At 69.1% G+C, this 26,691-nt stretch carries 34 protein-coding genes and 1 pseudogene; 26 read left to right on the forward strand and 9 right to left on the reverse strand.

Annotated elements, in window-relative coordinates:
• Nucleotides 1-73 precede the first annotated feature (73 nt).
• Nucleotides 74-982 carry an IS982 family transposase gene (locus R8F63_10065; GenBank protein MDW3218945.1) on the forward strand — a complete coding sequence of 303 codons (909 nt, stop codon included), beginning with the start codon at nt 74-76 and terminating at the stop codon, nt 980-982.
• 18 nt (nt 983-1,000) lie between these two features.
• Here R8F63_10065 and R8F63_10070 read toward each other — a convergent pair whose 3' ends face one another.
• Nucleotides 1,001-1,432 (reverse strand): CBS domain-containing protein, encoded by a 432-nt coding sequence (locus R8F63_10070; protein ID MDW3218946.1) that lies wholly within the window; start codon nt 1,430-1,432, stop codon nt 1,001-1,003.
• A 48-nt stretch (nt 1,433-1,480) separates the two neighbouring features.
• Between R8F63_10070 and R8F63_10075 the strand changes: the two genes are divergently transcribed.
• The 5 genes from R8F63_10075 to R8F63_10095 are packed head-to-tail and all read left to right on the forward strand — an operon-like array spanning nt 1,481 to nt 6,239.
• A complete protein-coding gene (locus R8F63_10075; GenBank protein ID MDW3218947.1) occupies nt 1,481-1,966 on the forward strand; it encodes a hypothetical protein in 486 nt (161 codons plus the stop codon).
• A gap of 15 nt (nt 1,967-1,981) precedes the next feature.
• Nucleotides 1,982-3,466, forward strand: a complete 1,485-nt coding sequence (locus R8F63_10080; protein ID MDW3218948.1) for an NAD(P)/FAD-dependent oxidoreductase — start codon at nt 1,982-1,984, stop codon at nt 3,464-3,466.
• Nucleotides 3,467-3,515: 49 nt separating this feature from the next.
• On the forward strand, nt 3,516-4,547 hold the full coding sequence (locus tag R8F63_10085; GenBank protein ID MDW3218949.1) for an aldo/keto reductase: 1,032 nt from the start codon (nt 3,516-3,518) through the stop codon (nt 4,545-4,547).
• Between the two features lie 43 nt (nt 4,548-4,590).
• On the forward strand, nt 4,591-5,730 hold the full coding sequence (locus tag R8F63_10090) for an alpha-D-ribose 1-methylphosphonate 5-triphosphate diphosphatase (GenBank protein ID MDW3218950.1): 1,140 nt from the start codon (nt 4,591-4,593) through the stop codon (nt 5,728-5,730).
• Nucleotides 5,727-6,239: a hypothetical protein gene (locus R8F63_10095; protein MDW3218951.1), complete on the forward strand. Its 513-nt coding sequence runs from the start codon at nt 5,727-5,729 to the stop codon at nt 6,237-6,239. The genes R8F63_10090 and R8F63_10095 overlap by 4 nt, the downstream gene beginning before the upstream one ends.
• On the opposite strand, the gene R8F63_10100 is transcribed toward R8F63_10095, so the two are convergent.
• Nucleotides 6,226-6,810, reverse strand: a complete 585-nt coding sequence (locus R8F63_10100; GenBank protein MDW3218952.1) for a WHG domain-containing protein — start codon at nt 6,808-6,810, stop codon at nt 6,226-6,228. The two genes, R8F63_10095 and R8F63_10100, sit on opposite strands and share 14 nt — an antisense overlap.
• Nucleotides 6,811-6,865: 55 nt before the next feature.
• Here R8F63_10100 and R8F63_10105 point away from each other — a divergent pair, with 55 nt between their 5' ends.
• The 6 genes from R8F63_10105 (at nt 6,866) to R8F63_10130 (ending at nt 9,893) form a co-directional block, all read left to right on the forward strand.
• Entirely contained in the window at nt 6,866-7,930 is a 1,065-nt protein-coding gene (locus R8F63_10105; protein ID MDW3218953.1) for a hypothetical protein, read from the forward strand.
• A 1-nt stretch (nt 7,931) separates the two neighbouring features.
• Entirely contained in the window at nt 7,932-8,207 is a 276-nt protein-coding gene (locus R8F63_10110; GenBank protein ID MDW3218954.1) for a hypothetical protein, read from the forward strand.
• A 90-nt stretch (nt 8,208-8,297) separates the two neighbouring features.
• Nucleotides 8,298-8,450, forward strand: coding sequence for a hypothetical protein (locus R8F63_10115; GenBank protein MDW3218955.1), 153 nt, complete (start codon nt 8,298-8,300; stop codon nt 8,448-8,450).
• 1 nt (nt 8,451) lies between these two features.
• A complete protein-coding gene (locus tag R8F63_10120) occupies nt 8,452-9,282 on the forward strand; it encodes an SDR family oxidoreductase (GenBank protein MDW3218956.1) in 831 nt (276 codons plus the stop codon).
• On the forward strand, nt 9,279-9,524 hold the full coding sequence (locus tag R8F63_10125; GenBank protein ID MDW3218957.1) for a hypothetical protein: 246 nt from the start codon (nt 9,279-9,281) through the stop codon (nt 9,522-9,524). The genes R8F63_10120 and R8F63_10125 overlap by 4 nt, the downstream gene beginning before the upstream one ends.
• Nucleotides 9,525-9,533: 9 nt before the next feature.
• On the forward strand, nt 9,534-9,893 hold the full coding sequence (locus R8F63_10130; GenBank protein MDW3218958.1) for a nitroreductase/quinone reductase family protein: 360 nt from the start codon (nt 9,534-9,536) through the stop codon (nt 9,891-9,893).
• 39 nt (nt 9,894-9,932) lie between these two features.
• Here the strand turns inward: R8F63_10130 and R8F63_10135 are convergent, their stop codons facing one another.
• Nucleotides 9,933-10,070, reverse strand: coding sequence for a hypothetical protein (locus R8F63_10135; protein MDW3218959.1), 138 nt, complete (start codon nt 10,068-10,070; stop codon nt 9,933-9,935).
• Nucleotides 10,071-10,161: 91 nt separating this feature from the next.
• Between R8F63_10135 and R8F63_10140 the strand changes: the two genes are divergently transcribed.
• From R8F63_10140 to R8F63_10155, 4 genes and pseudogenes are all read left to right on the forward strand, one after another.
• Nucleotides 10,162-11,028 (forward strand): LysR family transcriptional regulator, encoded by an 867-nt coding sequence (locus R8F63_10140; GenBank protein ID MDW3218960.1) that lies wholly within the window; start codon nt 10,162-10,164, stop codon nt 11,026-11,028.
• A gap of 47 nt (nt 11,029-11,075) precedes the next feature.
• Nucleotides 11,076-12,521 carry a CotH kinase family protein gene (locus tag R8F63_10145; GenBank protein MDW3218961.1) on the forward strand — a complete coding sequence of 482 codons (1,446 nt, stop codon included), beginning with the start codon at nt 11,076-11,078 and terminating at the stop codon, nt 12,519-12,521.
• 211 nt (nt 12,522-12,732) lie between these two features.
• Nucleotides 12,733-12,795: pseudogene (locus tag R8F63_10150) on the forward strand (hypothetical protein).
• A gap of 98 nt (nt 12,796-12,893) precedes the next feature.
• Nucleotides 12,894-14,348: an NAD(P)/FAD-dependent oxidoreductase gene (locus R8F63_10155; protein ID MDW3218962.1), complete on the forward strand. Its 1,455-nt coding sequence runs from the start codon at nt 12,894-12,896 to the stop codon at nt 14,346-14,348.
• A 111-nt stretch (nt 14,349-14,459) separates the two neighbouring features.
• On the opposite strand, the gene R8F63_10160 is transcribed toward R8F63_10155, so the two are convergent.
• On the reverse strand, nt 14,460-15,395 hold the full coding sequence (locus R8F63_10160; GenBank protein MDW3218963.1) for an SDR family NAD(P)-dependent oxidoreductase: 936 nt from the start codon (nt 15,393-15,395) through the stop codon (nt 14,460-14,462).
• 26 nt (nt 15,396-15,421) lie between these two features.
• A complete protein-coding gene (locus R8F63_10165) occupies nt 15,422-16,456 on the reverse strand; it encodes an LLM class F420-dependent oxidoreductase (GenBank protein MDW3218964.1) in 1,035 nt (344 codons plus the stop codon).
• A 74-nt stretch (nt 16,457-16,530) separates the two neighbouring features.
• On the opposite strand from R8F63_10165, the gene R8F63_10170 reads away from it, so the two are divergent.
• Nucleotides 16,531-17,589, forward strand: a complete 1,059-nt coding sequence (locus tag R8F63_10170; protein ID MDW3218965.1) for a zinc-binding dehydrogenase — start codon at nt 16,531-16,533, stop codon at nt 17,587-17,589.
• A gap of 11 nt (nt 17,590-17,600) precedes the next feature.
• Here the strand turns inward: R8F63_10170 and R8F63_10175 are convergent, their stop codons facing one another.
• Complete coding sequence (locus tag R8F63_10175) at nt 17,601-18,593, reverse strand: aldo/keto reductase (protein MDW3218966.1); 993 nt, start codon at nt 18,591-18,593, stop codon at nt 17,601-17,603.
• A complete protein-coding gene (locus R8F63_10180; protein ID MDW3218967.1) occupies nt 18,593-19,318 on the reverse strand; it encodes a dienelactone hydrolase family protein in 726 nt (241 codons plus the stop codon). Before R8F63_10180 ends, R8F63_10175 begins: the two co-directional genes overlap by 1 nt.
• Before the next feature lie 116 nt (nt 19,319-19,434).
• Between R8F63_10180 and R8F63_10185 the strand changes: the two genes are divergently transcribed.
• The 3 genes from R8F63_10185 to R8F63_10195 are packed head-to-tail and all read left to right on the forward strand — an operon-like array spanning nt 19,435 to nt 21,186.
• Nucleotides 19,435-19,623, forward strand: a complete 189-nt coding sequence (locus tag R8F63_10185; protein ID MDW3218968.1) for a hypothetical protein — start codon at nt 19,435-19,437, stop codon at nt 19,621-19,623.
• A gap of 43 nt (nt 19,624-19,666) precedes the next feature.
• A complete protein-coding gene (locus tag R8F63_10190; GenBank protein ID MDW3218969.1) occupies nt 19,667-20,437 on the forward strand; it encodes an SDR family oxidoreductase in 771 nt (256 codons plus the stop codon).
• On the forward strand, nt 20,437-21,186 hold the full coding sequence (locus tag R8F63_10195; protein MDW3218970.1) for an SDR family oxidoreductase: 750 nt from the start codon (nt 20,437-20,439) through the stop codon (nt 21,184-21,186). The genes R8F63_10190 and R8F63_10195 overlap by 1 nt, the downstream gene beginning before the upstream one ends.
• On the opposite strand, the gene R8F63_10200 is transcribed toward R8F63_10195, so the two are convergent.
• Both R8F63_10200 and R8F63_10205 read right to left on the reverse strand, forming a co-directional pair.
• Entirely contained in the window at nt 21,171-21,410 is a 240-nt protein-coding gene (locus tag R8F63_10200) for a hypothetical protein (GenBank protein MDW3218971.1), read from the reverse strand. The genes R8F63_10195 and R8F63_10200 overlap by 16 nt on opposite strands.
• Nucleotides 21,411-21,827 (reverse strand): hypothetical protein, encoded by a 417-nt coding sequence (locus R8F63_10205; GenBank protein MDW3218972.1) that lies wholly within the window; start codon nt 21,825-21,827, stop codon nt 21,411-21,413. It lies immediately after the preceding gene.
• A gap of 129 nt (nt 21,828-21,956) precedes the next feature.
• Between R8F63_10205 and R8F63_10210 the strand changes: the two genes are divergently transcribed.
• The 6 genes from R8F63_10210 to R8F63_10235 all read left to right on the forward strand — a co-directional run bounded on the left by R8F63_10210 (nt 21,957) and on the right by R8F63_10235 (nt 26,691).
• On the forward strand, nt 21,957-22,700 hold the full coding sequence (locus tag R8F63_10210) for a flavodoxin family protein (GenBank protein MDW3218973.1): 744 nt from the start codon (nt 21,957-21,959) through the stop codon (nt 22,698-22,700).
• A 44-nt stretch (nt 22,701-22,744) separates the two neighbouring features.
• Nucleotides 22,745-22,918, forward strand: a complete 174-nt coding sequence (locus R8F63_10215) for a hypothetical protein (protein ID MDW3218974.1) — start codon at nt 22,745-22,747, stop codon at nt 22,916-22,918.
• A gap of 37 nt (nt 22,919-22,955) precedes the next feature.
• Nucleotides 22,956-23,843: a mechanosensitive ion channel family protein gene (locus tag R8F63_10220; GenBank protein ID MDW3218975.1), complete on the forward strand. Its 888-nt coding sequence runs from the start codon at nt 22,956-22,958 to the stop codon at nt 23,841-23,843.
• A gap of 50 nt (nt 23,844-23,893) precedes the next feature.
• Entirely contained in the window at nt 23,894-24,268 is a 375-nt protein-coding gene (locus R8F63_10225) for a hypothetical protein (GenBank protein MDW3218976.1), read from the forward strand.
• The gene (locus R8F63_10230; GenBank protein MDW3218977.1) at nt 24,265-25,014 is read left to right on the forward strand and encodes a SigB/SigF/SigG family RNA polymerase sigma factor; all 750 of its coding nucleotides are present in this window, start codon (nt 24,265-24,267) and stop codon (nt 25,012-25,014) included. Before R8F63_10225 ends, R8F63_10230 begins: the two co-directional genes overlap by 4 nt.
• A gap of 63 nt (nt 25,015-25,077) precedes the next feature.
• Entirely contained in the window at nt 25,078-26,691 is a 1,614-nt protein-coding gene (locus R8F63_10235) for a SpoIIE family protein phosphatase (GenBank protein ID MDW3218978.1), read from the forward strand.

Raw genomic sequence — 26,691 nt, forward strand, 5'->3', positions numbered from 1 at the left:
TCCACCGTTTGAGTGGCGAGGGTGTCCACGATCAGGGGGCTTACACAAACCCTGATCCTGAAGGACACAGCGCATGAACCCTGAACTGGACACCCTCGCGACGCGACTCTACGTCACCATCGACGATCTCTTGATCGATCACCCGGAGTGGGCGCCGGAACGGCCCACGGTCGGGATCGCCCCCAAACTCAGCGACGCCGAACTGATCACGTTGGCGGTGATCCAGGCGTTGCTCGGGTTCACGTCCGAGGCCCGGTTCATTCGTCACGCCAGAGCCCATCTCACGCCCTGGTTCACGTATCTACCCGATCGGCCCGGCTACAACAAACGCCTCCGTCACGCCGGCCAACTCTTCCAGCACGTCATCGCCGCGCTCACCAATGCCTGCCCGTCAGCAACCGATGATCTTTGGCTCGTCGACTCGACACCGGTCGAGTGCGGACGTTCACGTGAGACCACGAGACGATCGAGCCTGGCCGGGTTCGCCGAGTACGGCTACTGCGCGTCGCACTCCCGGTTCTTCTGGGGACTGCGCCTCCATCTGATCACCACCACGACGGGTCTTCCGTTGGCGTTCGCGCTCACCGGCGCCAAAGCCGACGAACGCGACACCTGCCTCGACATGATCGCGTTCTCCGGCCTGCGCACCGACGGCGTCACCCTGATCGCCGACAAGGGCTACCGGCGCGCCGCGTTCGAGACCGAGCTGAACACCGCCGGCATCGCCCTGATCCGCCCCAACCTCAAATCAGAGAAGACCCGCACCGGACGCCGTTACCTCAAAGCATTCCGCCAGATCATCGAGTCCGTGAACCAGACCCTCAAAGCTCAACTCGACCTCGAACGCCACGGCGGCCGCACCCGATCCGGTGTCGCCGCCAGAATCCTCCAACGCATCCTCGCGTTGACCGCCGCCATCTGGCACAACGAAACCACCAACCGAGCCGGCCCCGCCCGCTCACTCACCGCCTACGACCACTGACCCCTTGGAACTATCCGTCTAGTAGCCGGAGATGTAGTTGGTGAGGCGTTCGGTGGCGATCTCGAGGTTGTGGACGCGGGCGTTCACGACGTCGCCGATGCTGACGATGCCGATCAGTTCGCCGTCCTCGGTGACCGGGACGTGGCGGAACCGGCGCTCGGTCATCTCGGCCATGAGCTGCTCGATCGTCGCGTCCTGACTGCAGGTGACCACGTCGGCGGTCATGAGGTCGCGGGCGGTCCGGGTCAGCGTCGAGGCTCCGTCGACCGCCAAGGCGCGCACGACATCGCGCTCCGAGATGATGCCGTCGACCGAGTTGCCGTCCACGGAGACGACGAGCGCGCCGACGCCGTGCTCGGCCAGCGCGGCCACCACGTCTTCGACCGACATGTCGGGTGCGACCGTCGCGACCGCGGAACCCTTCTTCCTGAGCACCTCGCTGATCAGCATGCTAGTAGTGTGACAGACGTCACCGTTTCTTGTCAGCGGGGTACCGCCATGAACGACGATCCGACTCGTCCCGACATCGATCTCACGGTGTCGAACGAGGCACTGGACCAGGCCCGCGTACGTCGCACCGCGCTCGGCGACGCCGCCGACCTGATCGAGGAGATCCTCGCCCGCCCCGGCTCCGACCCGCAGTGGACGATGCGGGTCGCCGACGCCCTCCAGGGACTCCAGTACGCGTTCGCCGCCCACGTCGAGGAGGTGGAGAGCGACGACGGCCTGCTCCCCCAACTGCTGCGGGAGGCTCCCCGCGTCGCCAACGGCGTCCACCGGATGGAGCGCGAACACGTGTCGCTCACCGACGAGATGGAGGCCGCGGCCGCCCTCGTCCGCTCGTGTGACGGCGAGTGCGACGCAGCCACCGTCGACGAGATCCGCGAGGCGATCGTGGACCTCCTGCGCGCCATCTCACGCCATCGCCAGAAGGGCGCCGACCTCATCTACGAGGCGTACCACGTCGACATCGGCGGCGGCTGAGGGCAGACTCGTCGGATGTCCTCCGACCACTTCGATGTCGTGATCGTCGGCGCCGGGATCTCCGGCATCGGCGCCGCATACCATCTCAAGACGCTCTCCCCCGATCGCACGTTCACGATTCTCGAGGGACGCGGCGACATCGGCGGCACCTGGGACCTCTTCCGTTACCCCGGCATCCGGTCCGACAGCGACATGCACACGCTCGGCTACAGCTTCAAGCCGTGGCTGGCCGAGAAGTCGATCGCCGACGGCCCCGCGATCATGGACTACCTGCGCGAGACCGTCGCCGAGAACGACATCGGTCCCCACATCCGCTTCAACCATCTCGTCACCCAGGCCGAATGGTCGACGCCGGACGCCCGCTGGACGCTCACCACCACCGATGCCAAATCGGGCGAGGTGCGCACCGTCACCGGCAACTTCCTCTTCATGTGCAGCGGCTACTACTCGTACCAGGGCGGCTACGAACCGGAGTTCCCCGGACGCGACCGGTTCGCCGGCGACGTGATCCACCCGCAGAAATGGCCCGAGGACCTCGACTACGCGGGCAAGAAGGTGGTCATCATCGGATCGGGCGCCACCGCCGTGACCCTCGTACCGGCGATGGCCGACGACGCCGCCCACGTCACGATGCTGCAGCGCTCCCCCACCTACGTCGTGTCCGCACCGTCGGTCGACCCGATCAACAAGGTGCTCAAGAAGGTCCTCCCCGCGAAGGCGGCCTACGCCCTGACCCGCAAGAAGAACGCGGGCATGACCGAGTTCTTCTACAAGCAGACCCGCACCCGCCCCGAACGCATCAAACAGCGGCTCCTCAAGGAGGTCCGCAAGCACCTCGGCGAGGACTACGACGTCGACACGCACTTCACGCCGCGCTACAACCCGTGGGATCAGCGCATGTGCCTCGTGCCGGACGGCGATCTGTTCACGGCGATCAACCGCGGCCGCGCCAGCGTCGTCACCGACACGATCGAGACGTTCACCGAGACCGGCATCCAGCTCGACTCCGGTGAGCACCTCGACGCCGACATCATCGTCACCGCCACCGGCCTGCAGATGGTGACCCTCGGCGAGGCGGACTTCATCGTCGACGACGAGAAGGTCGACTTCGCCGAGACGTGGAGCTACAAGGGCATGGCCTACTCGGACGTGCCCAATCTCGTGTCGAGCTTCGGCTACATCAACGCGTCGTGGACGCTGCGCGCCGACCTCACCTGCGAGTACGTGTGCCGTCTCGTCAACCACATGGCGGCCACGGGTACGGACACGTGTGTGCCGACCCTGCGTCCGTCGGATCACGACATGCCCCGTCGTCCCTACATCGACGACTTCTCGGCGGGCTACATGCAGCGCATCATGCCGATGCTGCCGAAGCAGGGCGACCGGGCCCCGTGGCTGAACACGCAGTCCTACAGCGAGGACAAGAAGCTCTTCCGCGAAGGCCCGCTCGAGGACGGCGTGATGCAGTTCACCCGGGAACGCACGCCCAGCAGAGTCTGATCGGCCCCTCGCACTGGTGGACTCGCGCTCCCCTGCGTAGGGTCCGCGCATGGAAACACGACACTTCGGTCAGACCGGTGTGAGCGTCTCGAAGTACTGCTTCGGGGCGATGATGTTCGGCCCGATGGGCAACACCGACGAGGCCGAGTGCATCAGCATGCTGCACACCGCACTCGACGCGGGCGTGAACTTCGTGGACACCGCGGATGCGTACAGCCGCGGGATCAGCGAGGAGATCGTCGGCAAGGCGCTGGCCGGGCGGCGCGACGACGTCGTGCTCGCGACGAAGGCGTACATCCCGATGAGCCGGGATCCGAACCACCAGGGCGGGTCGCGCCGCTGGCTGATCCGCGCCGTCGAGGACAGCCTCCGCCGGCTCGACACCGACCACATCGACCTCTACCAACTGCACCGCCGCGACCACACGCTCGATCTCGACGAGTCGCTGTCCGCGCTCGACCAGCTCCAGCGGGACGGCAAGATCCGCTACGCGGGCATGTCCGCCACGCCGGCGGAATGGATCGTCGAGGCGCGCCACATCTCCGACGCCCGGGGCCACGTCCGCATCCGGTCGGAGCAGGTGATCTACAACATCTTCAACCGGTCGATCGAGCAGGACGTGCTCCCCGCCTGCGACCGCCTCGGTATCGGCGTGATGACCTACGGCCCGCTCAACAGCGGCTGGCTGACCGGCAAGTACACCCGTGACGGTGGGATCCCCGACGGCAGTCGCGGCGACCGTATGGGCGATCGCGGCGATCGCTGGGAACTCGAGCGCGAGGCGAACCAGAAGAAGTTCGATCTCCTCGACCGCTTCCGCGCCCTCTGTGACGACGCAGGGCTGCCGATGTCGCACGTGGCCCACGCCTGGGCGGCGGAACATCCCGTCGTGTCGTCGGTGATCATCGGACCCCGTACTCCCGAACAACTCGACGACGCCCTGGCGTCGGCGGACCTCCGCCTCGACGCCGACCTGCTCGATGCGATCGACGACCTCGTCCCCGCGGGCACGACCGTCGACGCGGCGGACACGATGCGAGCGGAGCCCCAGCTGGCGGCGAGTGCGCGCCGGCGGGGTTGAAACTGTCGGCACGGCGCTCGGGTGGGGCCTACGGTCGACACCCGTGACCAGCCTCCTCGTCCAGGGCGGCGACACGCTGCTCGCCGACGGGTCCGTCCGGCGAGCCGACGTGCGCACCGACGGTTCCCTCATCACCGCGGTCGGCGAGCCTGACGCGACCGACACCACCACGCTCGACGCCACTGGCGCCCTCGTCCTGCCCGGCATCATCGACGTGCACGGCGACGCATTCGAGCGGGCGATCATGCCGCGACCCGGTGTCGTCATGACCGTCGAACGGGCGCTGGCGGAGACCCGGCCCCAGCTGCTCGCCGCGGGGATCACCACCGCGTTCGTGTCGGTCACCGACGGATGGGAGCCGGGCCTGCGCAGCCGGGCCCGCCTGCGTGCCCTCCTGGAGGCGGTCACGTCGACCAGCGCACGCAGCCGGCCGCCCCGGCTCGAGGTCCACGTCCGCCACGAGTGCTGCAACACGGACGACCTCGACGAGCTCGTCGGCTGGATCGAGAACCGGGTCGTGAAGCTGCTCTCCTACAACGACCACACGCCGGGAGGGATCAAGCTGGTCACGGGACTGAGCGACGTCCGGGTGCAGCGCTCCGGGGTCAGCCGCGACGAGCTCCAGCGCCTCCAGGACCAGGCGATCGAGCGGCGACCCGAGGGGCAGGCCCAGCAGCGGCAGCTCGCCGAGACGGCGCGTGCGGTCGGGGTGGTGACGGCGAGCCACGACGCGGACGACGCCGAGGACCTCGCCCGCGATCTCGAACTCGGCGTGGGGTTCGCCGAGTTCCCGACCTCGATCGCTCTCGCCGGCGAGTATCGGACCCACGGCATCCCGGTGCTGCTCGGCGCGCCGAACCTGGTGCGGGGCGGCTCCCACCTCGGCAATCTGTCGGTGGGGGACGCGTGGGAGGCCGGAGTCGTCGACATGTTGTGCTCGGACTACCACTACCCGTCCCTGCTCCTCGCGCCTTTCTCGCTCGTCGAACGGGGCGCGACGCTGGGCGATGCCTGGGCGACCGTTTCCGCGACGCCGGCGCGAGTGGCGGGGTTGTCCGACCGGGGCAGAATCGAGCCTGGTCGGTCCGCCGACCTCGTCGTGGTCGAGCCACCGACGGACGGCGAGGACGCCCGGGTCCGGGCGGTGGTGGTCGACGGGCAGGTGGCGATGCTCTCGCCATGACTCACGCCGAGCTGATCCTCTACGCGACCCCGACCGGTCCGCTCGCCGACGCCCTCGCCGACCTCTTCGAGCGCCTCCGGCGCGATGCGCCGACCACCGCACAGACGTACCCGCCGCACTGCACCCTGACCGGCTTCTTCCACCGGGCCCGTACGGACGTGGCCCGGGCCGTCGACGACGCCCGAGCGGCGGTCGCGGCGGCCGGGCCGCCCACGCTGGTGACCGTGGACCGCCTCCGTTTCGCGCCGGACTGGATCGGGCTGGAACTCACCGCTCCATGGCTGCTCGCCGTGACCGAGGCGTTCGTGGATCGACACGAACTCGCCGAGGGCGACGATGCGTTGCGCCCGAAGGACTGGCTGCACCTGAGCATCGCCTACGGCGACGGTGACCTCGACGCGGCTGCCCGCATGGCACAACGCCTGGACCCGACGCTCGTCGCCGGGTGGGACGTGGGCGTGTGGGAACGCGACGCCGACGGATCGTGGACCGAACTCAGTCGGCCGTAGCGACCGCCGACGCCGCAACGGGCAGCGCGGCGACGAGCATCGCGACGAGCCGCTCACCGGTCACGCCGTCGTCGACGGGGAGCGTGAACCGGCCGGTACTGCGGAGCCGGGCGTAGCCCCCGACCGCGGCGAGCAGCAGCCGCGTCCAGTGGATCGCGTCGTCGTCGGTCACGCCGGCGGAAGCCAGCACCGAGGTGAGTGGCTCACCGGCCGCGGCGACGGCCGCCGCAAGCTCCGGGTCCTCGCTCGGTGGATGGATCGACAGGTCGTAGAGATCGGGGGCGGCGGTGGCGAACGCGAGATGGACGCGCACGATCGACTCGATCGCGGCCGGCCCGCTCACCCCGAGCGCGGCCGCGGTGACGTCGTCGCGCAGCCGGCCGAGCCCGTGCACCGCGATCGCCCGGCGCAGCCCGTCCGCCCCGTCGACATGGGCGTAGAGCGACTGGGTCCGGATGCCGAGGCGACCGGCGACGGCACCGAGCGATATCGCATCCGGCCCGGCCTCCGCGAGCAGGTCGACAGCACTTGCGACCACGTCCTCACGGGTGATGCCGACACGTGCGGCCATGCGTCCTCCCTGCGGGGGTTGCCCTTCCTGTCTGAATGTATCAGACTGGTGACTGATGTCTACAGACGCCACCACATCGGCCCCGGGCGGTCCGCTGTTCCTCGAGGTCGACGACGATCCGATCGCGATCATGGAGGCCTACGCCGAGCGGGGCTGGGGCGACGGCCTCCCCCTCGTCGCCCCCACCGAATCCCGCGTCGATGCCATGCTCGCGGCGGCGCCGGGCGACCCGGACGAGGTGATCGCCACGCTGCCGCCCCGCTCCGGCGCGGCGACCCGCCGCATGATCGCCGTCAACGCCGTGCTCGCCGGATGCGCACCGGCGCAGCTCCCCGTCCTGATCGCCGCCGTACGAGCGCTCGGTGCCCCCCAGCTGAACCTCCGCGGCGTCAACGCCACCACCCATCCGGTCGCCCCTCTCCTCATCGTCCACGGCGAGATCGCCGAACGGGCCGGGTTCAACAGCGGCCTCGGCGCCTTCGGGCCCGGCAACCGCGCCAACGCGACGACCGGTCGGGCCCTGCGGCTCATCCTGCTCCACATCGCCGGCGCCGTCCCCGGCCCCGGCGACGCGTCGACCCAGGGCGGCCCGGCCAAGTACACCTTCTGCGTCGCGGAGAACACCGCCGAATCGCCGTGGGGCGGCTACGCCCGCTCCGTCGGCGTCGACGCACCGTCGGCCGTGACCGTGCACTGTGGCGAAGCTCCCCACAACGCCCACGACATGGAATCGGCCGAACCCGCCGCGATCCTGGACAAGCTCGCGTCGGCGATGACCTCACTCGGGCAGAACAACGCGCCGATCGCCCAGGGCGAGTACTTCGTCGCCCTGTGTCCGGAGCACGCCGCGGCCTGCGCCGACGACGGGTGGACGCGCGCCGACGTGGCGTCCTACCTCTTCCAGAACGCCCGGCTGCCGGCCGGCGAGTTCCGCGCCGCGTTCGGGCTCCTCGCCTGGGAGCCCTGGCAACGGGCGCTGCCCGACGACGCCCTCGTGCCGATGACCGGCCATCCGGACCACATCAAGGTGCTGGTCGTCGGCGGGGCCGGCAAGCACAGTTGTGTCGTCCCGAGTTGGGGGATGACGAAGAGCGTGACCATTCCGATCGAGGAGCACTGACATGCGGATCTACACACCAGACGGCGCGATCGGCGAGGAGCCGGGCCCGCTCGCCGCGTCCCGACCCGTCCTCAGCGGCGCCCGCATCGGGATCCTCGACAACACGAAGCCGAACGCCGGCGTCCTGCTCGGCCGCATGGCCGACCGCATCGCCGAACGCACCGGCGCCGAGGTGCGGATCGTCGAGACGAAGAACGCCGCGCTCGCCGCGCCCGACGACGTGCTCACCCGCCTCGAGAAGGAGGTCGACGTCGTTCTCACCGGCTCGGCCGATTGAGGCAGCTGCACGTCGTGGAGTGTCCACGACCTCGTCCAACTGGAAGCCGCCGGTGTCCCCACCGTCGTCGTCACCACCACCAAGTTCCGCATGCTGACCGACCAGGTCGCCGCCTCGCTCGGTCGGGCCGACGCCCGCATCGTCGAAGTCGACCACCCGCTGGGGGGCACGGACGAAGCGACGGTTCGCGCCTGGGCCGACGCCGCCGTCGAGACGGCCATCGCCCTGCTCACCGAGGCGTGAGATGAGCATCGAGATCGACCACACCGGCAAGGTCGCGCTGGTCACCGGCGCCGGAGCGGGCATCGGGCGCGAGATCGCCCGCTGGCTCGCCACCGCGGGCGCGGCCGTCGGCGTGAACGACCTGCGGGCCGAGAAGGCGGCCGCGGTCGTCGCCGAGATCGAAGACGCCGGCGGGCGCGCCGTCCCCCTGGTCGCCAACTGTCGAGACGACGACGCGGTCGACACGATGGTCGCGGCCTGCGTCGAACAGCTCGGCGGGCTCCACATCGCCGTGAACAACATCGGGATGATCCCGCCGGGCCGCGCCGTCAAGCCCTTCGTCGAGTACCGGGGCGACGACTGGCGCGACATCGTCGACCAGAACCTCACGCTCGCCGCCCTGTGCGGTCGGGCCGAGGCGGAGGCGATGCTCGCGCGCGACGGCGGCGTCATCCTCTTTGTGTCCTCCGGCGAGACCACCCGCCCGTCGCCCTACAACGCCATCTACGCGGCGGCGAAGGCCGCGATCAACCATCTCGTCACGTCGATGGCCGTCGAACTCGGCCCGGGCGGCATCCGCGTGCTCGCGATGGCTCCGGGCACGACCCTCACGGAGACGGTCGCCGCCGCGTTCACCGAGGAGCGTGCGGCCGCCATCGCCGCGTCGACGCCCTTGCGCCGCCAGGTCGAGCACGATGAGCTCGCCCGTCTCGCCACCTTCCTCACGAGTGACCTCGCCCGCTGCATCACCGGCCAGTTCATCCTGGCCGACGCCGGCGCGTTCCTCTCGAGATCGCGGCCCGCGAACGATGAGGGCCTCAAGACCAAACCGACGGGAGCCAACGCCCGATGATCGATCACCACACCGCCGACGCCGCGCTCGGCCCCGTCCGCGACCTCATCGAGGCCGACGGCGGCAAGGTCGAGCTCGTCCGGACGAGCGCGGACAGCGTGCACATCCGGCTCATCCTCGACACGGCCGAATGTGCCGAGTGCGTCATGCCGAAGCCGTTCCTCGAGACGATCGCGCTCGACATGCTCGCCCCGGCCCTTCCCGGTCTGGCCACGGTCGAGATCGACGATCCGCGGGCGTAGCCTGGGCGCATGCCCCTCCCCCACCTGACCGGCGCCGGCTCGCTGACGGCCCGCGACGCATTCCGCGCCCTCAATCGGGTCGTGCTCCCCGCGGTAAGGGCGGGGGTCGCCAACCCACTCCCGGTCGGACTCGGTGTCGTGGTCGTCGAGACGACGGGACGCCGCTCCGGACGTCCCCGCCCGGTGCCACTCGTGGCCCTACGCGTCGGCAAGACGGTCACGGTCTCGACCGTGCGGCCCGACTCACAATGGATGAAGAACGCCGATGCCGACCCCGAGGTCAGCGTGTGGCTCCATGGTCACAAGCGAACCGCCACGGCCACGACCCACGCGGGCGCGCTCTCGACGGCGACGCTGCAACTCGACTGAGCGTCGGTCGACCCGACGGCGACCCGCCGGGTCGACGGATCAGCGGTGGTCTCGACTGCAGGTGTGGGTCACCGCGCGCAGCACGCTCTCGGTGATGCCGCCGGCCTGGAGGCCCGGCCCCTGGGCCAGGCGAAGGGCGGCGAAGTCGACGTAGCTGGAGTTCCGGGGGGTGGTCATGGCCCCAGTATCGGCAGAAACAGGCATGACGTGGGCTGTTTGAACTTCTCTTTTCCATCGAATCTTGTCATGACAAGGGTAGGGTCGGCCCATGCAGCTCGACGTCGAATCCGTCCGGACGTTCATCACCGTGCTCGACCACGGTGGCATGACCGCCGCGGCCGACGTGCTCGGGATGAGCCAGTCGGCCGTCAGTTGGAAGATCAAACGCCTGGAGGAGCGAGTCGGCCGCGACCTCCTCGTGCGCGATGGCCGAACGCTGACGCCCACCCACGACGGCCGCGAGCTCCTCGAGCACGGGCGGACGCTCATCCGCATCCACGACGAGACGGTGCAGCGACTCAGCAGCACCCCGCTCGAGGGCAACGTCCGGCTCGGATCCACAGAGGAAGCCGGCGCGCTCGCCACCGGTGCGGTCTGCGGCCGCTTCGCCCGCATCCATCCCGACGCCGACCTCGACTTCCACGTCGACCGGTCGAGCCGGCTCGCCGAGATGATCGAGCAGGGCGAGCTCGATGTCGCCATCCTCCAGCTCGCCGAACACGAGGTCCGCGCCAGTGACCGCCTCCTCTGGCGCGACGAGCTCCGCTGGGTCTCGTCGCCGGACTGGACCTACGACGAAGGGCCGGTCCCCCTCATCACGTTCGGGCAGGACGGGTTCTACCGGCCCATCTCCGAGGAACTGCTCGACAAAGCCGGGATCCGACACCGGGTCGCGTACTCGGGGCCGAGCATCGGCGGCGTGCTGTCCGCCGTCGCCGCGGGGACCGGCGTCGCGCTGCTCAGCAGCCGATCCGTCTCCGGTCCCATCATCGACTGGCCGCGCGCGGAGACGCTCGACAAGCCGCCCACCGTCGTCAACGTGGCCCGAGCGGCGCGGGGCGCGACATCCGAGGTCGCCAACGCACTGATCGACGACATCCGCGCCGAGATGGGCGAGATCGCCGCCAACGACTGACACAGTCGTTTCGGCAGCCGCGGGAGCCGACCGCTACCTTCTCCCGGATGCCCATCCGCACCTGCGCCCGGGTCGGCGCGGCCGCGCTCACCCTCGCGCTCGTCGCCGCGACGTGCGCCGACGACTCGACCAGCGCCGATCCGGAGCCGAGTGTCACTCCCAGGGAAACCACCACGTCAACGACCGTCCCACCGGGAGCCGGCAGCGAGAATCCGCCGCCGGAACCGGCGTGGCAAACCGGCGACTCGGCATTCCTGTTCGACCAGGACGAGCTCCACACCTTCGAGCTGACCCTGGACGACGAAGCCCTCGCCTTCCTCGACGCTGATCCCGTCGCCGAGGAGTACGTCGAGGGAAGCCTCACGTTCAACGGGGAGACGCTCGACCGCGTCGGCATCCGCTACAAGGGCTCCATCGGGGCATTCTTCGGGTGCGTCTCCGAGGTCAATTTCAGCAATCTGACGGCCATCGGCGGCCACAAGACCTGTCGCAAGCTCTCCATGAAGGTGAAGGTCAACTGGGACGGCCAGGACCGGACCTTCTACGACGTCCGCAAGCTGCAGTTCCACGCGATGAGCAACGACCAATCACTGATGCACGAGCGGCTCGGCTACCAGCTGTTCCGCGACATGGGCATCGCCGCCCCCCGTGCGGTGCACGCGCGTTTGGTGCTCAACGGCGAGGAGATCGGCGTGTTCGTGCTCGTCGAGCAGATCGACGGGCGGTTCACCCGCGAGAACTTCGCCGACGGCACCGGCAACCTCTACAAGGAGGTGTGGCCGATCGTCGGCGACCAGATCGCGAACGACCGGCAGCTCTTCGCCGGTTTGAAGACCAACGAGAACGAGGACCCGCGCTACGACCAGATCCAGTCGTTCGCCCAGGCCATCCGCGACGCCGACGACGAGGACCGGGGCGCCCAGCTCGCCCGCTTCATGGACATCGACGAGGTGGCCCGCTACACCGCCGTCGACCGCACGATCCGCAACGACGACGGCGTGTTCCACGTGTACTGCTTCGACGGCCCCGACGCCGCGTGCGCCCCGCACAACTACTACTGGTACGAGGAGCCGACCGCGGGAACGATGCACCTGATCCCCTGGGATCTCGATCACGCGTTCGGGAGCATCATCTCGCCCCAGAACCCGGTGATCCCGATCCCCGACGAGCTCGGCGAGATCTCGAACGACTGTGAGCCGTTCGGCGGCTTCGGCCCGTTCATGCAGGTGTCGGCGGCCTGCGACCCGATCCTGGGCGCGATCGCCTCGTTCGACGAGGAGATCGACGCGAAGGTCGCCGAGTTCCTCGCCGGTCCGTTCGCGCTGGACCGGGTCAACGGACTCCTCGACGCTTGGGCCGACCAGATCCGCGACGCCGTGGAAAAGGAGGCCGACGACCACACCGACGCCCTTCGGGTCAGCACCTGGGAGACGTCGCTCGAGTGGCTGCGCGAACAGATCGCCTGGGTGCACGAGCAGGCCGAGATCGGATGACCGGACGATGACGACGGAGATCGACGACCTGCGCGAGCGCTACCGGCTCGAGCGTGAGAAGCGACTGCGCGACGACGGGCTCGCCCAGTACGTCGCCTTCGAGGGCGACTTCGAGGAGTTCGACCGCAACCCGTGGGTCGAGCCCGGATTCACGCGTGATCCGGTCACCGAAGAGGTCACCGCGGTCATCGTCGGCGGCGGGTTCGCGGGCATGCTCACAGCGGTCGAGTTGACCCGGCTCGGCATCCGCGACTTCCGCATCGTCGAGAAGGCCGGCGACTTCGGCGGCACCTGGTACTGGAACCGCTATCCGGGCTGCATGTGCGACGTCGAGTCCTACAGCTACATGCCGTTGCTCGAGGAGACGGCTACATGCCCACCGAGAAGTACGCGAGCGCGTCGGAGATCTTCGAGCACTGCCAACGCATCGGGAACCACTTCGAGCTCTACCCGCACGCCCTCTTCCAGACCGAGATCGAGACCGCCGAATGGGACGACGACGCGCGGCGGTGGCGCATCGCCACGACCCGCGGCGATCGCCTCACCTCACGCTTCTTCATCACCGCCGGCGGCATCCTCCACAAGGCGAAGCTGCCCGGCATCCCCGGCATCCAGGACTTCGCCGGTCGCTCGTTCCACACGGCGCGTTGGGACTACGAGTTCACCGGCGGCGCGCCCCGCGAGCCGATGACGAAGCTCGCGGACCTGCGGGTCGGTGTGATCGGTACGGGTGCGACGGCGGTTCAGGTCGTGCCCCAGCTCGCCCGCACCGCGAAGGACGTCTACGTCTTCCAGCGCACGCCGTCGGCGGTCGGCGTGCGCAACAACGGACCCACCGACGAGGAGTGGTTCCACAGCCTGGAGCCGGGCTGGCAGGCCGAGCGGATGAAGAACTTCACCCAGGCGGTGACCGGCGAGAAGCCGGAACAGGATCTCGTCCAGGACGGCTGGACCGACGTCCTGTGGGACGCCACGAACGAGACCGTCGAGACCGACGCCGAGCGCGAGGAGCTCGAACGTCTCGACTTCGAGGTCATGGCGAGGTTGCGGGACCGCATCGACGAGGAGGTCGACGACCCGGAGACGGCCGAGAAGCTCAAGCCCTGGTACGGCAAGCACTGCAAGCGGGTGTGCTTCCACGACGACTATCTCGCGGCGTTCAACGAGCCGAACGTGCACCTCGTGGACACCGACGGCAGAGGGGTCCGGGAGGTGAGCCCGGCGGGACCGGTCGTCGACGGCGTGGAGTATCCGCTCGATCTGTTGATCTTCGCGTCGGGGTTCGAGGTCACCACCCCGCTCGCCCAGCGGCTCGGGTTCGATCCGGTCGGACGCAACGGCGTGTCGCTCGGCGAACGGTGGCACGACGGCGCCCACACGCTGCACGGCGTGCTCACGGCCGGATTCCCCAACATGCTGATCATCAGCACGGTCCAGGCGGGCTTCGGCACCAACTTCGTACATTTCCTGTCCGAGTCGGCCAAACACGTCGCCGCCCTCGTCGACACCTGCGTCGGGCAGGGAATCGAGACGATCGAAGCGACCCCGGAAGCCGAGGACGAGTGGCTGGCCGTGCTCCACGGCGTCGCGGCGGGACTCGCCCACTATTCGGCGTCGTGCACGCCCGGCTACTACAACAGCGAGGGCGCTCGGACACCGCAGGGCGCCCGCAACCTCGTCTACCCGGGGTCACTCCTGCACTACGCCGGTCATCTCGAGCGCTGGCGAGATGCCGGTGACCTCGCCGGGACCGTGGTCACCCGAGCCGACTCGTCGTCGCGCCGCGTCTGGCAACGTTTGCGCGGTGGGAGCGAGAACGGGCCCTGACGTTCGTCTCACGTATTGCGACATGCGACAGGACCGGCTTGTCGCTTGTCGCAATACGTGAGACGTCAGGACGCACGGACCACGGCCGGGTGCGGCGCGAGGACCTGCCGCTCAGATCTCCTTCGACGGGAAACCGGGGCCGAACGCCTCGTGGCCCGACATGTCCGCGTTGCCCTTCGCCTGCGCCATCAAGTCAGCGACGACGGGGCCGAGCTGGGCCGGATCGTCCGGTTGCACGGCGCCCGGACCGATGTGCCAGCCCTCGGCGATGGCGAGGTTCTCGCCCCGCACGTCGAACACGCGGCCCGTCACGTTGCCGGCCTCCGGGCTGGCCAGCCACGTGACGGTCACCGCGATCCAGCGGGGCGACATCGCCTCCAGCCGCTCCTCGGGGATCGCGTCCATGCCCCCTGACAGCGGCGCCGTCATGCGCGAGATCGCGCCGGGGGCGATGCAGTTGACCGTGACGCCGTACTTGACGAGTTCCTGGGCGGCGATGATCGAGAAGGCGGCGATACCGGCCTTGGCGGCGCCGTAGTTGGTCTGGCCGACGTTGCCGTAGATGCCCGACGGCGATGCCGTGTTGATGATGCGACCGTAGACGTCGTTGCCCGCCTTGGCCTGCGCCCGCCAGTGCGCCGCCGCGTGGTGCGTCGGCCCGAACGTGCCCTTGAGGTGCACGGCCATGATCGAGTCCCAGTCGTCCTCGGTCATCGAGAACACCATGCGATCGCGCAGGATGCCCGCATTGTTCACCACGATGTGGAGGTCGCCGAACGTGTCGACGGCCTGGTCGACCATCGCCTTGGCCTCGTCGAAGATCGCGACGTTGCCGCCGTTGACCACGGCTTCACCCCCCATCGCCTCGATCTCGGCGACGACATCCTGGGCCGGGGTGAGGTCCTCGCCGCCCCCGGCAGCGTCGCCCCCGAGATCGTTCACGACGATCCTGGCGCCCTCACCCGCCATCATCAGCGCGTGCTCGCGGCCGATGCCGCGACCGGCCCCGGTGATGAGCGCGACCTTGCCCTCCAGCAACTTCCCCATGGGTTCTGCTCCCTCTCGTCCCCGGCCTACTCCGACCAGGCTTTGATCTTCTCGATGGTGCCCAACGTGTCCGGACCGACCGGCATCACATTGAGATGGGTGACGCCGACGTCCTTGAACACCTGGATGCGTTCGCGGACATAGCCCTCGTCACCGATCAGCGCCGACAGGTCGATGTACTCGTCGGGCACGGCGGCCATCGCTTCCATCCGCTTGCCGGAGAGGAAGAGATCCTGGATCTCCTCCGCCTCCTGCTCCCACCCGTAGCGCTTGAACAGGTCGTTGTAGAAGTTCTTCGTCTTCGCGCCCATGCCCCCGACGTAGAAGCCGATGGTGCCCCGGTGCATGTCCCGTGCTTCCTGGATGTGGTCGCCCGAGCCGAGCGCCACCGTGCTGCCGGCCATCATCTGGAGCGGCGCGAGGTCCGGTGAACGCTTCGCCTTGCCCGCGGCGAGGGCGTCACCCCACACCTGCTCGAAGCGATCCGGCACGAAGTGGATCGTCTGCCAGAGATCGGCGACCTCGGCGGTGAGCTCGACGTTCTTCGGGCCGATCGCGGCGAGGGCGATCGGGATGTCGCGCTCCGGTGGGCGATCCATGAACTTGATCGGCTTGCCGAGCCCTGTGCCACCCTCGGCGAACGGCAGCTGGTAGGTGGCGCCGTCGTGTTCGAGCCGGTCGCCGCTCCACACCTTGCGGCAGATCTCGATCGTGTCGCGGGTGCGCCCCATCGGCTTCTCGAACGGCACGCCGTGCCAGCCTTCGATCACCTGCGGGCCCGACGAACCCAAACCGAGCACGAACCGCCCCCCGGAGAGCGCATCGAGGGTCGCCGCCGTCTGGCCGATCAGGGCGGGGCTGCGGCTGTAGAGCGGAATGATCCCCGTCATCAGCTGGGCGTGTTCGGTCTGGCCGGCGAGGAAGCCGAGGATCGACACCAGGTCGTAGCCGTAGATCTCGGCCCCCCACATCAGGTCGACCCCGGCCGACTCCAGATCGCGGGCCCGTTTCGCGAGCGCCTGCGGGTCGCCGCTCAAGCCGATGGTGGTGCTGATCTTCACGGGGCCTCCTGCGTTCGAGCCGCGAACCTAGTGCGCCCGGCCAGGGGGCGACACCGGGCGACTAGCGTGCCGCCATGTCCACATGCCGAGGCGTCGTCTTCGCCGGCGACGGAACCTACGAGACCCGCGAGTTCCCCATCCCGACACCGCCACCGGGCGGGGCCGTGCTGAAGGTGGAGTCGGTGGGTCTGTGTGCGAGCGACGTGTCCCAGCTCCACGGCCACCACCACGTGCCGGGCGAGGTCTCACCGATCGTGCCCGGCCACGAGATCGTCGGTCGCGTCCACGCCCTCGCGGCCGACGCCGACCTCGGGGTCGACGTCGGGCAGCGGGTGGGCGTCGACCTCGTGCTGTTCGGCGGCCGCGACGGCCACGGGCTGGACGTCTACGGCTACACCATCGGCCCCGATGTCGATCACGGCCTGTGGGGCGGCTACGGCGAGTACATGGGCATCCTCCCCCGCACCCATCTCGTGCCGCTCACCGACGACGTACCGGCCGCGGAGCTGAGCCTCTTCGAACCGCTGGCCAGCATCGTGAACTGGTCGGACATGCTCGACCTGCAGCCCCACGACCGGCTCGTCATCCAGGGCCCCGGCCACATGGGGTTGATCGCGGCCGCCTACGCGTCGAGCCAGATCGGCGTGCGCCAGATCATCGTCACCGGCACGTCACGCGATGGGTTGCGGCTGGAGGCGGCGAAGGCGGTCGGCGCCCACGAGGTGATCGACGTCGAGGCGGAGGACGACCTCGTCGGGCGGATCCAGGAACTCACGCGGGGCGGCCCGAGCGCGGTGATGGAACTGACCGCGCTGGCCACCCAACCGGTGGCCGACGCGGTCGCCATGGCCGCGTTCGGCGGACGGATCCTGCTCGCGGGCCTGAAGGACGAGCGACCGGTCGAGATCATCAGCGACCATGTCGTGTTCAAGTCGCTGCGAATCGTCGGTGGCTCCGGCTCGACGCCGCAGACGATGGACCGCGCCGGCGAGGTGCTCAACAGTGGGACGTTCCCCACCGCCGAACTGCTCGGCGAGACCTACGGACTCGATCGTCTCGACGAGGCGATCGAGATGCTCGAACGCCGGGTCGAGGGTCGCGACGCCGTGCGGGTCAGCCTCGTCCACACCTGATCCGCGAACGATCAGTCCGCGAGCGCCGCCTCGATCTCGGTCTTCACCGCGTCGTCCAGCTTCGGGATCACTGCGACCGTCTCGAAGTTCGACACGACCTGTTCGACCTTCGACGCACCGGTGATCACGGTGGACACCGCCGGGTTGGTCGTGCACCAGGCCAGGGCGAGCTGCGCCATCGTGCAGTCGAGCCGTTCGGCGATCGGCCGCAGCCGCTCGACCCGCGCGACCGCCGACGGGTCGTTGAGCCGCTTGGCGAGCCACTCGTAGCCCTCGAGCGCGAAGCGCGAGTCGTCTGGGATCCCGTCGCGGTACTTGCCGGTCAACAGGCCCGAGGCCAGAGGACTCCAGATGGTGTTGCCGTAGCCGGTGTCGGCGACCAGCTCGGCGTACTCCTCCTCGACCCGCGATCGTTCGAGCAGGTTGTACTGGCTCTGTTCGGTGACCGGCTTGTGGAGGTGGTGGCGGTCGGCGATCGCCATCGCCTCGCGGATCTCCGCCGCCGACCATTCACTGGTGCCCCAGTAGGTGGCCCTGCCGGACGACACGATGTCGCTCATCGCCCACACGACCTCCTCCATCGGCGTGTTCGGGTCCGACCGGTGGCAGTACAGGACGTCGACGAAGTCGGTCTGGAGGCGTTCGAGCGACCCCTCGATCGCCTGGAGGAGGTACTTCCGGTTGAGCGTCATCCCCATGTTCGGCACGCCCGCGTGGATCCCGAAGAAGACCTTCGTCGTGAGGACATAGGACCAGCGGGGCCAGCCGAGGTGCTGGAGAGAACGTCCCATGATCGCCTCGGACTCACCACCCGCGTAGGCCTCGGCGTTGTCGAAGAAGTTGCAGCCTGCCTCCCCCGCCGCCGCCATGCAGTCGATCGCGAGCTGGTCGTCCAGCTGCGTGTCGAAGGTGACCCAGCTGCCGAAGGACAGCACGCTCACCCGCAGTCCCGTCGCGCCGAGCCGTCGATACTCCATGTCCGTGTTCACCGCGGGTTGTGCCATCAGAGACGCCGTCCGAACAGGTCGAGCGTCGCGGACCAACTCTCCTCGGCGCCCTGCTCGTGGTAGTTCGGCGAGATCGGCCAGGTGAATCCATGATCGGCGCCGTCGATGACGTTCACCTCGATGTTGTCCCGCAACGCCGCCGCGTCGAGGTAGCGCTGATGCATCTCGATCGACTGCACGCGATCGGCGGTGCCGATACCGATGTAGAGCTGGCCGGCGAGGTCGTCGACGGTGAGGTGCGGGGACGCGTCGGTGTCGTCCGTGAGGAACGACGGGTGCCACATGGCGCCGGCCACGAACCGATCGGGGTGGGCGATCATCGCCCGGTGCACGCCGCGGGCGCCCATGCAGAAGCCGATCGCACCCAACGACCCCGTGTCCCACCCGAGCGCGGCGAGCGCGGCCTCGCGGTCCATGTCGGTGCCGGCGTCGGTGAGGGTGCCGAGCATCTCGCCGATGTGCGCCCGCCGCAACGGGTCGGCGGCGATGTCGGCCGGTTCGTAGCCGATCAGCCGGCCGTGGCGATGCCAGAGATCGGGGATGGCGACCTCGTAGCCCTCACCCGCGAGCCGGACGGCGTACTCGTGCAGCGACGCCCGGATGCCCGGGGCGTCCATGAAGATCATGACCCGCTTGTCCGTGCCCGCGTCCGGTTTCTTGCGGACGACCGCCATGGGCCCGTCGGCCGTCTCGGCGTCGATGATCGTCTCGTTCACGGACATGGGTGAAACCGTAGCGCAGCGACGAATCCACGATTTCGGAGCCGAATTCACAGAAATCGCGCGACTCGCGGCCGTCTGGGCCGTTGTACCTACGACCACCCACCCCCGAACGTCCCATGAGTCATCCACGCAACACCGCCCTCCCCCTCCACCTTCGAGTCGCCGATCGTCGCCAAGCCGAGCGCGTCGCGTCGATCGACGAGCCCCAGTTCCCCGCGACCGGCACCGCCCGGGTGTCGGCGATGCTCGCCGCCGCGAAGGAGCGGGAGTCGGAGGAACGCCGCCGAGCGCGAGCCGAGCGCTAGCGGGCCCACCCCGCGCCCCGGGCGGGCGCATTACGGTGACGCCGTGACGGATCCCGAGGACCACCCGCCCGGAGTCGCCCTGGTCACCGGAGCCTCCAGCGGCATCGGTGAGGCGACGGCTCGCCACCTGCGCACGGCCGGCTTCACGGTCCACGCGGTTGCTCGCCGGGCCGACCGCCTCGCCTCGCTCGCCGACGCCAGCGGCTGCACGCCCCACACGCTCGACGTGCGCGACTTCGCCGCGATCAACGACCTGGTGGCGTCGATCGGTGCGGTGGACGTGCTCGTCAACAACGCGGGGCTCGGGCGCATGGAGCACCCGCTCGCCGAGACCAGGATCGAGGACATCGAGACCACGATCCAGACCAACGTCACCGCGCTCATGGTTGCGACCCGCGCGGTGCTTCCCGGCATGATCGAGCGACGACGCGGCCATGTCGTCAACATCGGCTCGATGTCGGGCCTCTACCCGCTGGCCTCCGCCAGCTACGGCGCGTCGAAGGGTGCCGTCCATCGGCTCTCGACCAACCTCCGCATGGAGCTGCGGGGGACGGGTGTGCGAGTCACCGAGATCTGCCCCGGTCGGGTGACCACGGAGTTCTACGACGTCGCGATCGACGATCCCGAACAGCGAGCCCGCCTCAAGGACACCGGCGTGGACGAGGTGACCTCCGACGACGTGGCGGCTTCCATCCTCCACGCCGTGCTGGCACCGGCCCGCGTGAACATCAACCGCATCGAGATCCAGCCCACGGAGCAGGTCTACGGCGGCATGCACTTCGACGCCGTCGCGCCCGGAACGCAGGACACGTGATGGCGCGCTTCACGGACCGCGTGGTCGTCGTCACCGGCGGCGCGTCGGGCATGGGCGCGGCCAGCGCCCGCGAGTTCGCGGCCGAGGGCGCGACCGTCGTTCTCGTCGACCGGGACGGCGACGGCGCCGCCGCGGTCGCGGCCGAGTGCGGCGCGACGACCATCGTCGGCGACATCGGCGAATCGGCGTTCTGCGACCGCGTCGTCGAGCGCGTCGTGGCCGACCACGGCCGACTCGACGTGCTCGTCAACGCCGCGGGCACCATTCACCGCGCCGACAGTCTCGGCACGAACGACGACGACTGGCGGCGGGTCATGCGCGTCAACGTCGACGGGATGTTCTTCCTCTGCCGGGCCGCGATCGCGGCGATGGCCGATGCCGGTCGCGGTGCGATCGTGAACTTCGGTTCGATCTGGGGTGGGGTCGGCTCCGCCGGCGCCACGGCCTACTGCGTCTCCAAGGGTGCCGTCCACCAACTGACCCGAGCGCTCGCCCTCGACCATGTCGAACAGGGCATCCGGGTCAACGCCGTCGCACCCGGCGAGGTGCGGACGCCGATGCTCTCGTCACAGCGGGACACCCCGCCGACCGACGCCGACCTCCAGGCCCTCGCCGACGCGACGATCCCCATGAAGCGGCTCGCCGAACCGGAGGAGATCGCCAAGGTGGTCGTGTTCCTCGCGTCCGACGATGCCAGCTACATGACCGGCGAGATCGTCCACGTGGACGCCGGCTACACCGCCCGCTGATCCCGGCGGCGTTGCCGCGCCTCCCGGCGGGCCTGGGCCCGCTCCCACTTGCGTTGGCGACTCCGGCACGCCTTGCGACAGAAGAGATGGTTCGCGGTGCGGCGCTCGAACAGCTCGCCGCAGCGCCAGTAGGCGCACTCGGCGAGGCGATCCGGGTCGAGGTCGTCGAAATCGGGATGGTCGGGATCGTCGATGTCGGGGGTGTCGATCCCCCATGGTGACACTCAGGTCACGGCGTCGGTGACCGTCTCGACGGCGTCGCTCGCGGTGCGCTTCGCCGCACGACCGAACCGGCGGCTCTTGACCTCGGTCTTGCGGGCTGCCTTCTGCAGCTTGCGCTCGGCCTTGCGGCGGCCACGACGGGTCAGCGAGCCGGCGGCGTCGACCGCGTCGTTCTTCAGCTTGCGGCGCTTGGCCCGGCGCTTGGCCGACTGCACGGTCGCGAGCGTCTCGAGCTCGGCCTTCTCGGCGCGCTTCGCCGCGGCCTCGGCCCGGGCTTCGAGCTTCTCGCGCTTGCGCAGCGACTTCTCGAGCGCCTCCTGGGCCTGATCGCGGTCGTTGCGGGCTCGGTCGAGGAGCTCGGTCTTGCTCCGGAAGTTGATCGCTCCGAGGGTGAGGATCGAGGCCGTTTTGCGGATCATTCCCATGAGAACTCGTTTCTGGCGCGGTCGCCGTTGGTCGGGTGCCGTTTCGATACCCCCGGGCGTTCGATCCGAAACATCGCGGGAAACCCGGTTTGAGTCCTCGCGAGTCGGGGTAGAGCCCAGTCGATGAATGACCAGACCACCCCGCCGAGCGCCGGCCCCCGAGTCGACGACCTCCACGCCGCCTTCGTCAACTGCTCGCTGAAGTACGACGCCTCCACGTCCCACACCGCCACGTTGATGCAACGGGCGGCGCGGGTGATGACGGACGCGGGTGCGTCGGTCGACATGATCCACGCCCTCGATCACCGGATCGAGTTCGGGATGGCGCCGGACATGACCGAGAAGGGACGCCCGGTCGACGACTGGCCCTCGCTGCACGAGCGGATCATGGCGGCGGACATCCTGGTGCTCGGCACCCCGATCTGGCTCGGCGCGAAGTCCAGCGTGGCCACGCTCGTCATCGAGCGTCTCTACGCCTCGAGCGGCGAGACCAACGACAAGGGCCAGTACCTCTACTACGGCAAGACGGCCGGCTGCATCGTGACCGGCAACGAGGACGGCGTGAAGGCGTGCAGCCGCGACGTGCTCTACGCCCTCCAACACATCGGCTACATGATCCCGCCCCAGGCCGACTGCGGCTGGCTCGGCGCCATCGGCCCCGGACCCAGCTACGGCGACGACATCGAGGGATCGGACGTGCCCGCCGGGTTCGACAGCGATTTCACCAACAAGAACACGACCTACATGGCCTGGAACCTGCTCCACACCGCTCGGATGCTCCGTGACAACGACGGCATCCCGGCCCACGGCAACACCGCGGACTCGTGGACGGACGTTCCCAACGCCCGAGACGTCGAACTCGCCTGACCAGCACCTTCCCCCGAACCCACCCATCAACCAGGAGAACAGACATGACATCGTCCGACGACACCAACAAGGACACCGCGAACGACGGCGTGACCGACGGCCCCAAGGAGCCGGCCAAGCCGAAGGTCGACCCCGACAAGATCGGCCCGGACGGCACCGTCTACGACGAGGACGCCACCGAAGAGGCCGAGCGCAAGATGACCGGCGGCGACAGCTGATGCACCGCTCGGCTGACGACGCGGCCGGGGATCCGACGTGAACCCCGTCCTCGCCGCCAACGACGTGTGGGAGGACGCGCTCGACATCGCGCCGCGTATCGGCGGCGCGATCGGGCTCGTACTCCTCGGCTACGTCGGCTCGCGCATCCTGCGGTGGATCCTGTTCCGCTCCTTCCGGGGAAAGCGGACCGAGAGCTTCTCCCGCGTGATGAGCAAGGTCGGAGGCTGGATCCTCCTGACCGTCTTCGTCCTCGCGGCGACCGCGGTCGCGTTCCCGTCGGTGAAGCCGGTCGACCTGTTGGCCGGCCTCGGCTTCTTCTCGGTGGCGATCGGCTTTGCCTTCCAGGACATCCTCGAGAACACCCTCTCGGGCGTCCTCCTGTTGTTCCGTCAGCCGTTCGAGTCGGGAGATCAGATCGAAGTCCAGGAGCAGCAGGGCACCGTGGAGGCGATCACGATCCGTGAGACACGTTTGAAGACGTTCTCGGGCGAGCTCGTGGTGATCCCGAATCGGGACGTGTACAAGAACGCGATCAGGGTCCAGACCCACTATCCGGATCGTCGCATCAGCTTCATGGTCGGCATCGCCTACGAGAACGACGCGACCGAGGCGACCGGCGTCGTCACCGACGCGCTGGCCTCGGTCGACGGCGTTGCCACGGATCCGGGCCCCGAGGCGCTGATCAAGCAGCTCGGGGTGTCGACCGTCGACATCGAAGCCCGGTTCTGGGCCGGCTCACACCAGCACGACGCGCGAGTCGTCCTCGACCAGGCCATCAAGGCTGTCAAGAAGCACCTCGACGACGCCGGGATCGAGATGCCGGCCGACATCGTCGCCCTCCAGGCGACCCCGAGCTTCCGGGCCGCACTCCAGAACGACGGCGAGCTCACTCCGGGCGGCAGTCTCCGTGCTGTGGAGGGTTAGTGTTCGTGGCGCCCCGACCGGATCAACCGACTCATGACGAAGGTGTGCCCTTGACGGCCAACCAACTGACCCTGACGTTCGCCGCCGACTCGCGTTTCATTTCGACGGTTCGGCTCACCACCGCCAGCGTCGCCGCCGAGTTCGGTTTCGATGTCGACGACATCGAGGACCTTCGGGTTGCAGCCAACGAGCTCGTCGCCTTTCTCGTCGAGACCGCCGAATCGGTGGGTGGTGCAGAGGTCGAGATCGCGATCCATCCGTCCGACGGCGAGATCGAGATCGAGGGGCGCGTGCTCGGCGCCAACGGCGCCACGCCGGAGGGGCAGGTCGTCGACGAACTGACGGCCCGCATCCTCGACGCGGTGGTCGACGGACATGACTTCGACGGCACGTGGGGCCGCATCCACAAACGAAGCTCGTCGTGAGCGATCTGACCCCGGAGGAGGCGCTCGATCTCTTCCGTGAGTACAAACAGCATCGCCGCCGGGCCGTCCGGAACCGGCTGGTCGAGGAACACATGGGCTTCGCGCACCACATCGCCCACCGGTACCGCAACCGCGGCGTCGCCGACGACGACCTCCATCAGGTCGCCCTCGTCGGCCTCGTGAAGGCGGTGGATCGTTTCGATCCGGAGTTCGGCGTGGCGTTCACGACCTTCGCCGGTCGGACCATCGAAGGCGAGGTGAAGCGCCATTTCCGGGATGCGACCTGGGCGGTGCGGGTGCCGCGGTCGATGAAGAACACGTCGCTCCAGGTACGGGGGGCGCGCGACGAGCTCGGGCAGACGCTCGGCCGGCCGCCCACGGTCCCCGAAGTCGCCGCGCATCTCGGGATCGACACCGACGAGGTCGTCGCCGCGCTCGCCGCGTCGGAGGCCTTCGGCACCGACTCGCTCCTCACCGGCTCCGACCGTGGCGACGCGACACGCGACCGCGACGACGTGCTCGGCACCGTGGACGAGGAACTCGAGTCCACCGTCGACCGCGCCCTGGTCGAGTCACTGCTGGAGCTGCTCTCGGACCGCGACCGCCGGATCGTCGAGCTGCGCTTCTATGAACAGCTCAGCCAGCAGGAGATCGCCGACCGGGTCGGCGTGAGTCAGATGCACGTGTCGCGGCTGCTGTCGCGGTCGCTGACGCTGATGCGAGCCGAGGCGACGTCGGGCGACTGAGCTCCGCCGCACCATCGGCGGACCATTGCACCGCGCACCCTTGCGTGAAAGCGTGGCCGCTCGATGTCCTCCCCCGGCAAATCGAACTCCCCTGACCTCGAGGCCGCCTTCGCGGCCGCGCCGTCGCCGTACGCGCTGATCGATCGAGACTTCGTCTACGTCTGGGTCAACCGGGCCTACGCCGCGTTGTCGAGCCGACCGGAGGGTGACCTCATCGGCCGTTCGGCCCTCGAGAGCTTTCCGGGCGGGACGATCCCGGACGCCGTCGACGGCGAGCGATCGCTTCGCCACTCGTTGGCTCGCGTGCTCGCGACCGGTGAGCCCGACACCTTCGCAGTGACCCGGCGCGCACTCGGCTCGGCACCCGGGACGTTCGACGAAGCCCCGTACTGGGCGGTGACGAGCAGCGCGGTGACGGAGGGTGACCGCATCACCGGCATCCTGATCCATGCCGAGAACGTCACCGGTTCCATCGAGGCCGTCGGCGAGGATGCTCCCGGCGACGGCGGTCCCCCGCGGGCCGGGACCGTCGCCGCGGTCGACAACCTGCTGCAGCGCTCCCTCGTGCGGCTCGGGGCACTGAACGACCTCGGTGTCGCGCTCGTCGGCGTGACATCGATCGACGACTTGGCGGCGATCTTCTGCGCGCCGGGGGCGCTGGGGGCCGGTCCGAACTCGGTGCGAATGGCCGTCGCCGACCAGGGAGTCACCCGGGTCGCCCGCCTCGTCGACGACGGCGTGACGTGGGATCCCGCCCCGGCGATCGACCCGGACCCCACCGCCTACCCGAAGACCACGGATACCGACGACGGCACGGAGGTGGTGATCGCCCTCGGTGCCGACGACACGACGGTCGCCACGCTCAGGCTCCACTACGACCCGGGCTACGAGTTCACGTCCACGGACCGGTTGATCTACGAGTTGGTCGCGGGGCTCGGCAGCGACGCGATCGCGGCGTGCCTGCTCCACAGCGAACAGAGCGAGACGCTCGAGTCGGTGAGCGAGGCGCTTCTCCACTCCAACATCGAGGATCCGGTCCACGCCGAGGTCCATGGCCTGTACCGGCCCGCGACGACGCACACGACGGCCGGCGGCGACTGGTTCGATCAGTTGCAGCTCGAAGGCGAGCGGGTCCTGCTCGTGATCGGCGACGTCGCCGACCACGGGGCGACGGCATCCGGCGAGATGGCCCGCGCCAAGGCGACCATCCAGGCCCACGCGCTCGAGAGCGCCTCCACCGACGTGATCGCCACGAAGGCGTCCGCCGCGATCCGTCGGTTCGCCGGAACGCTCGCCACCGCCGTGATCGCGCTCTACGACCCGGCCACCGAGCTGCTGTCCTGGACCACCGCCGGTCACCCCTTCCCGTTGATGATCCCGGCGTCGGGCCCCGCCCGGTTTCTCGAGGGGACCCACGGCCCGCCGCTCGGAACCGGCCTGGCCGGCCGGTACACGCAGTCGTCGTGTCGGCTCGAGCGGGGCGACACCGTCGTGTTCTACACCGACGGGCTGATCGAACGACCGGGTGAACTCATCGACACGGGTCTCGAACGGCTGCGGGCGGTCGCGCAGGACGTGAGCCACTCGCCGGACCTCGCCGAAGACCTGTTCGCCCGTCTCGTGCCGGACGAGGCCAACGCCGACGACGTCGCGATGCTCGTCGCCCGCATCACCTGA

It is taken from the genome of Acidimicrobiales bacterium, assembly GCA_033344915.1.
Classification (GTDB): Bacteria; Actinomycetota; Acidimicrobiia; order Acidimicrobiales; family Aldehydirespiratoraceae; genus JAJRXC01.

Coding starts and splice junctions, on each gene's coding strand:
- R8F63_10065 (MDW3218945.1), top strand. CDS start 74: ATGAACCCTGAACTGGACACCCTCGCGACGCGACTCTACGTCACCATC.
- R8F63_10070 (MDW3218946.1), bottom strand. CDS start 1,432: ATGCTGATCAGCGAGGTGCTCAGGAAGAAGGGTTCCGCGGTCGCGACG.
- R8F63_10075 (MDW3218947.1), top strand. CDS start 1,481: ATGAACGACGATCCGACTCGTCCCGACATCGATCTCACGGTGTCGAAC.
- R8F63_10080 (MDW3218948.1), top strand. CDS start 1,982: ATGTCCTCCGACCACTTCGATGTCGTGATCGTCGGCGCCGGGATCTCC.
- R8F63_10085 (MDW3218949.1), top strand. CDS start 3,516: ATGGAAACACGACACTTCGGTCAGACCGGTGTGAGCGTCTCGAAGTAC.
- R8F63_10095 (MDW3218951.1), top strand. CDS start 5,727: ATGACTCACGCCGAGCTGATCCTCTACGCGACCCCGACCGGTCCGCTC.
- R8F63_10100 (MDW3218952.1), bottom strand. CDS start 6,810: ATGGCCGCACGTGTCGGCATCACCCGTGAGGACGTGGTCGCAAGTGCT.
- R8F63_10105 (MDW3218953.1), top strand. CDS start 6,866: ATGTCTACAGACGCCACCACATCGGCCCCGGGCGGTCCGCTGTTCCTC.
- R8F63_10110 (MDW3218954.1), top strand. CDS start 7,932: ATGCGGATCTACACACCAGACGGCGCGATCGGCGAGGAGCCGGGCCCG.
- R8F63_10115 (MDW3218955.1), top strand. CDS start 8,298: ATGCTGACCGACCAGGTCGCCGCCTCGCTCGGTCGGGCCGACGCCCGC.
- R8F63_10120 (MDW3218956.1), top strand. CDS start 8,452: ATGAGCATCGAGATCGACCACACCGGCAAGGTCGCGCTGGTCACCGGC.
- R8F63_10125 (MDW3218957.1), top strand. CDS start 9,279: ATGATCGATCACCACACCGCCGACGCCGCGCTCGGCCCCGTCCGCGAC.
- R8F63_10130 (MDW3218958.1), top strand. CDS start 9,534: ATGCCCCTCCCCCACCTGACCGGCGCCGGCTCGCTGACGGCCCGCGAC.
- R8F63_10135 (MDW3218959.1), bottom strand. CDS start 10,070: ATGACCACCCCCCGGAACTCCAGCTACGTCGACTTCGCCGCCCTTCGC.
- R8F63_10140 (MDW3218960.1), top strand. CDS start 10,162: ATGCAGCTCGACGTCGAATCCGTCCGGACGTTCATCACCGTGCTCGAC.
- R8F63_10145 (MDW3218961.1), top strand. CDS start 11,076: ATGCCCATCCGCACCTGCGCCCGGGTCGGCGCGGCCGCGCTCACCCTC.
- R8F63_10155 (MDW3218962.1), top strand. CDS start 12,894: ATGCCCACCGAGAAGTACGCGAGCGCGTCGGAGATCTTCGAGCACTGC.
- R8F63_10160 (MDW3218963.1), bottom strand. CDS start 15,395: ATGGGGAAGTTGCTGGAGGGCAAGGTCGCGCTCATCACCGGGGCCGGT.
- R8F63_10170 (MDW3218965.1), top strand. CDS start 16,531: ATGTCCACATGCCGAGGCGTCGTCTTCGCCGGCGACGGAACCTACGAG.
- R8F63_10175 (MDW3218966.1), bottom strand. CDS start 18,593: ATGGCACAACCCGCGGTGAACACGGACATGGAGTATCGACGGCTCGGC.
- R8F63_10180 (MDW3218967.1), bottom strand. CDS start 19,318: ATGTCCGTGAACGAGACGATCATCGACGCCGAGACGGCCGACGGGCCC.
- R8F63_10185 (MDW3218968.1), top strand. CDS start 19,435: ATGAGTCATCCACGCAACACCGCCCTCCCCCTCCACCTTCGAGTCGCC.
- R8F63_10195 (MDW3218970.1), top strand. CDS start 20,437: ATGGCGCGCTTCACGGACCGCGTGGTCGTCGTCACCGGCGGCGCGTCG.
- R8F63_10205 (MDW3218972.1), bottom strand. CDS start 21,827: ATGATCCGCAAAACGGCCTCGATCCTCACCCTCGGAGCGATCAACTTC.
- R8F63_10210 (MDW3218973.1), top strand. CDS start 21,957: ATGAATGACCAGACCACCCCGCCGAGCGCCGGCCCCCGAGTCGACGAC.
- R8F63_10215 (MDW3218974.1), top strand. CDS start 22,745: ATGACATCGTCCGACGACACCAACAAGGACACCGCGAACGACGGCGTG.
- R8F63_10235 (MDW3218978.1), top strand. CDS start 25,078: ATGTCCTCCCCCGGCAAATCGAACTCCCCTGACCTCGAGGCCGCCTTC.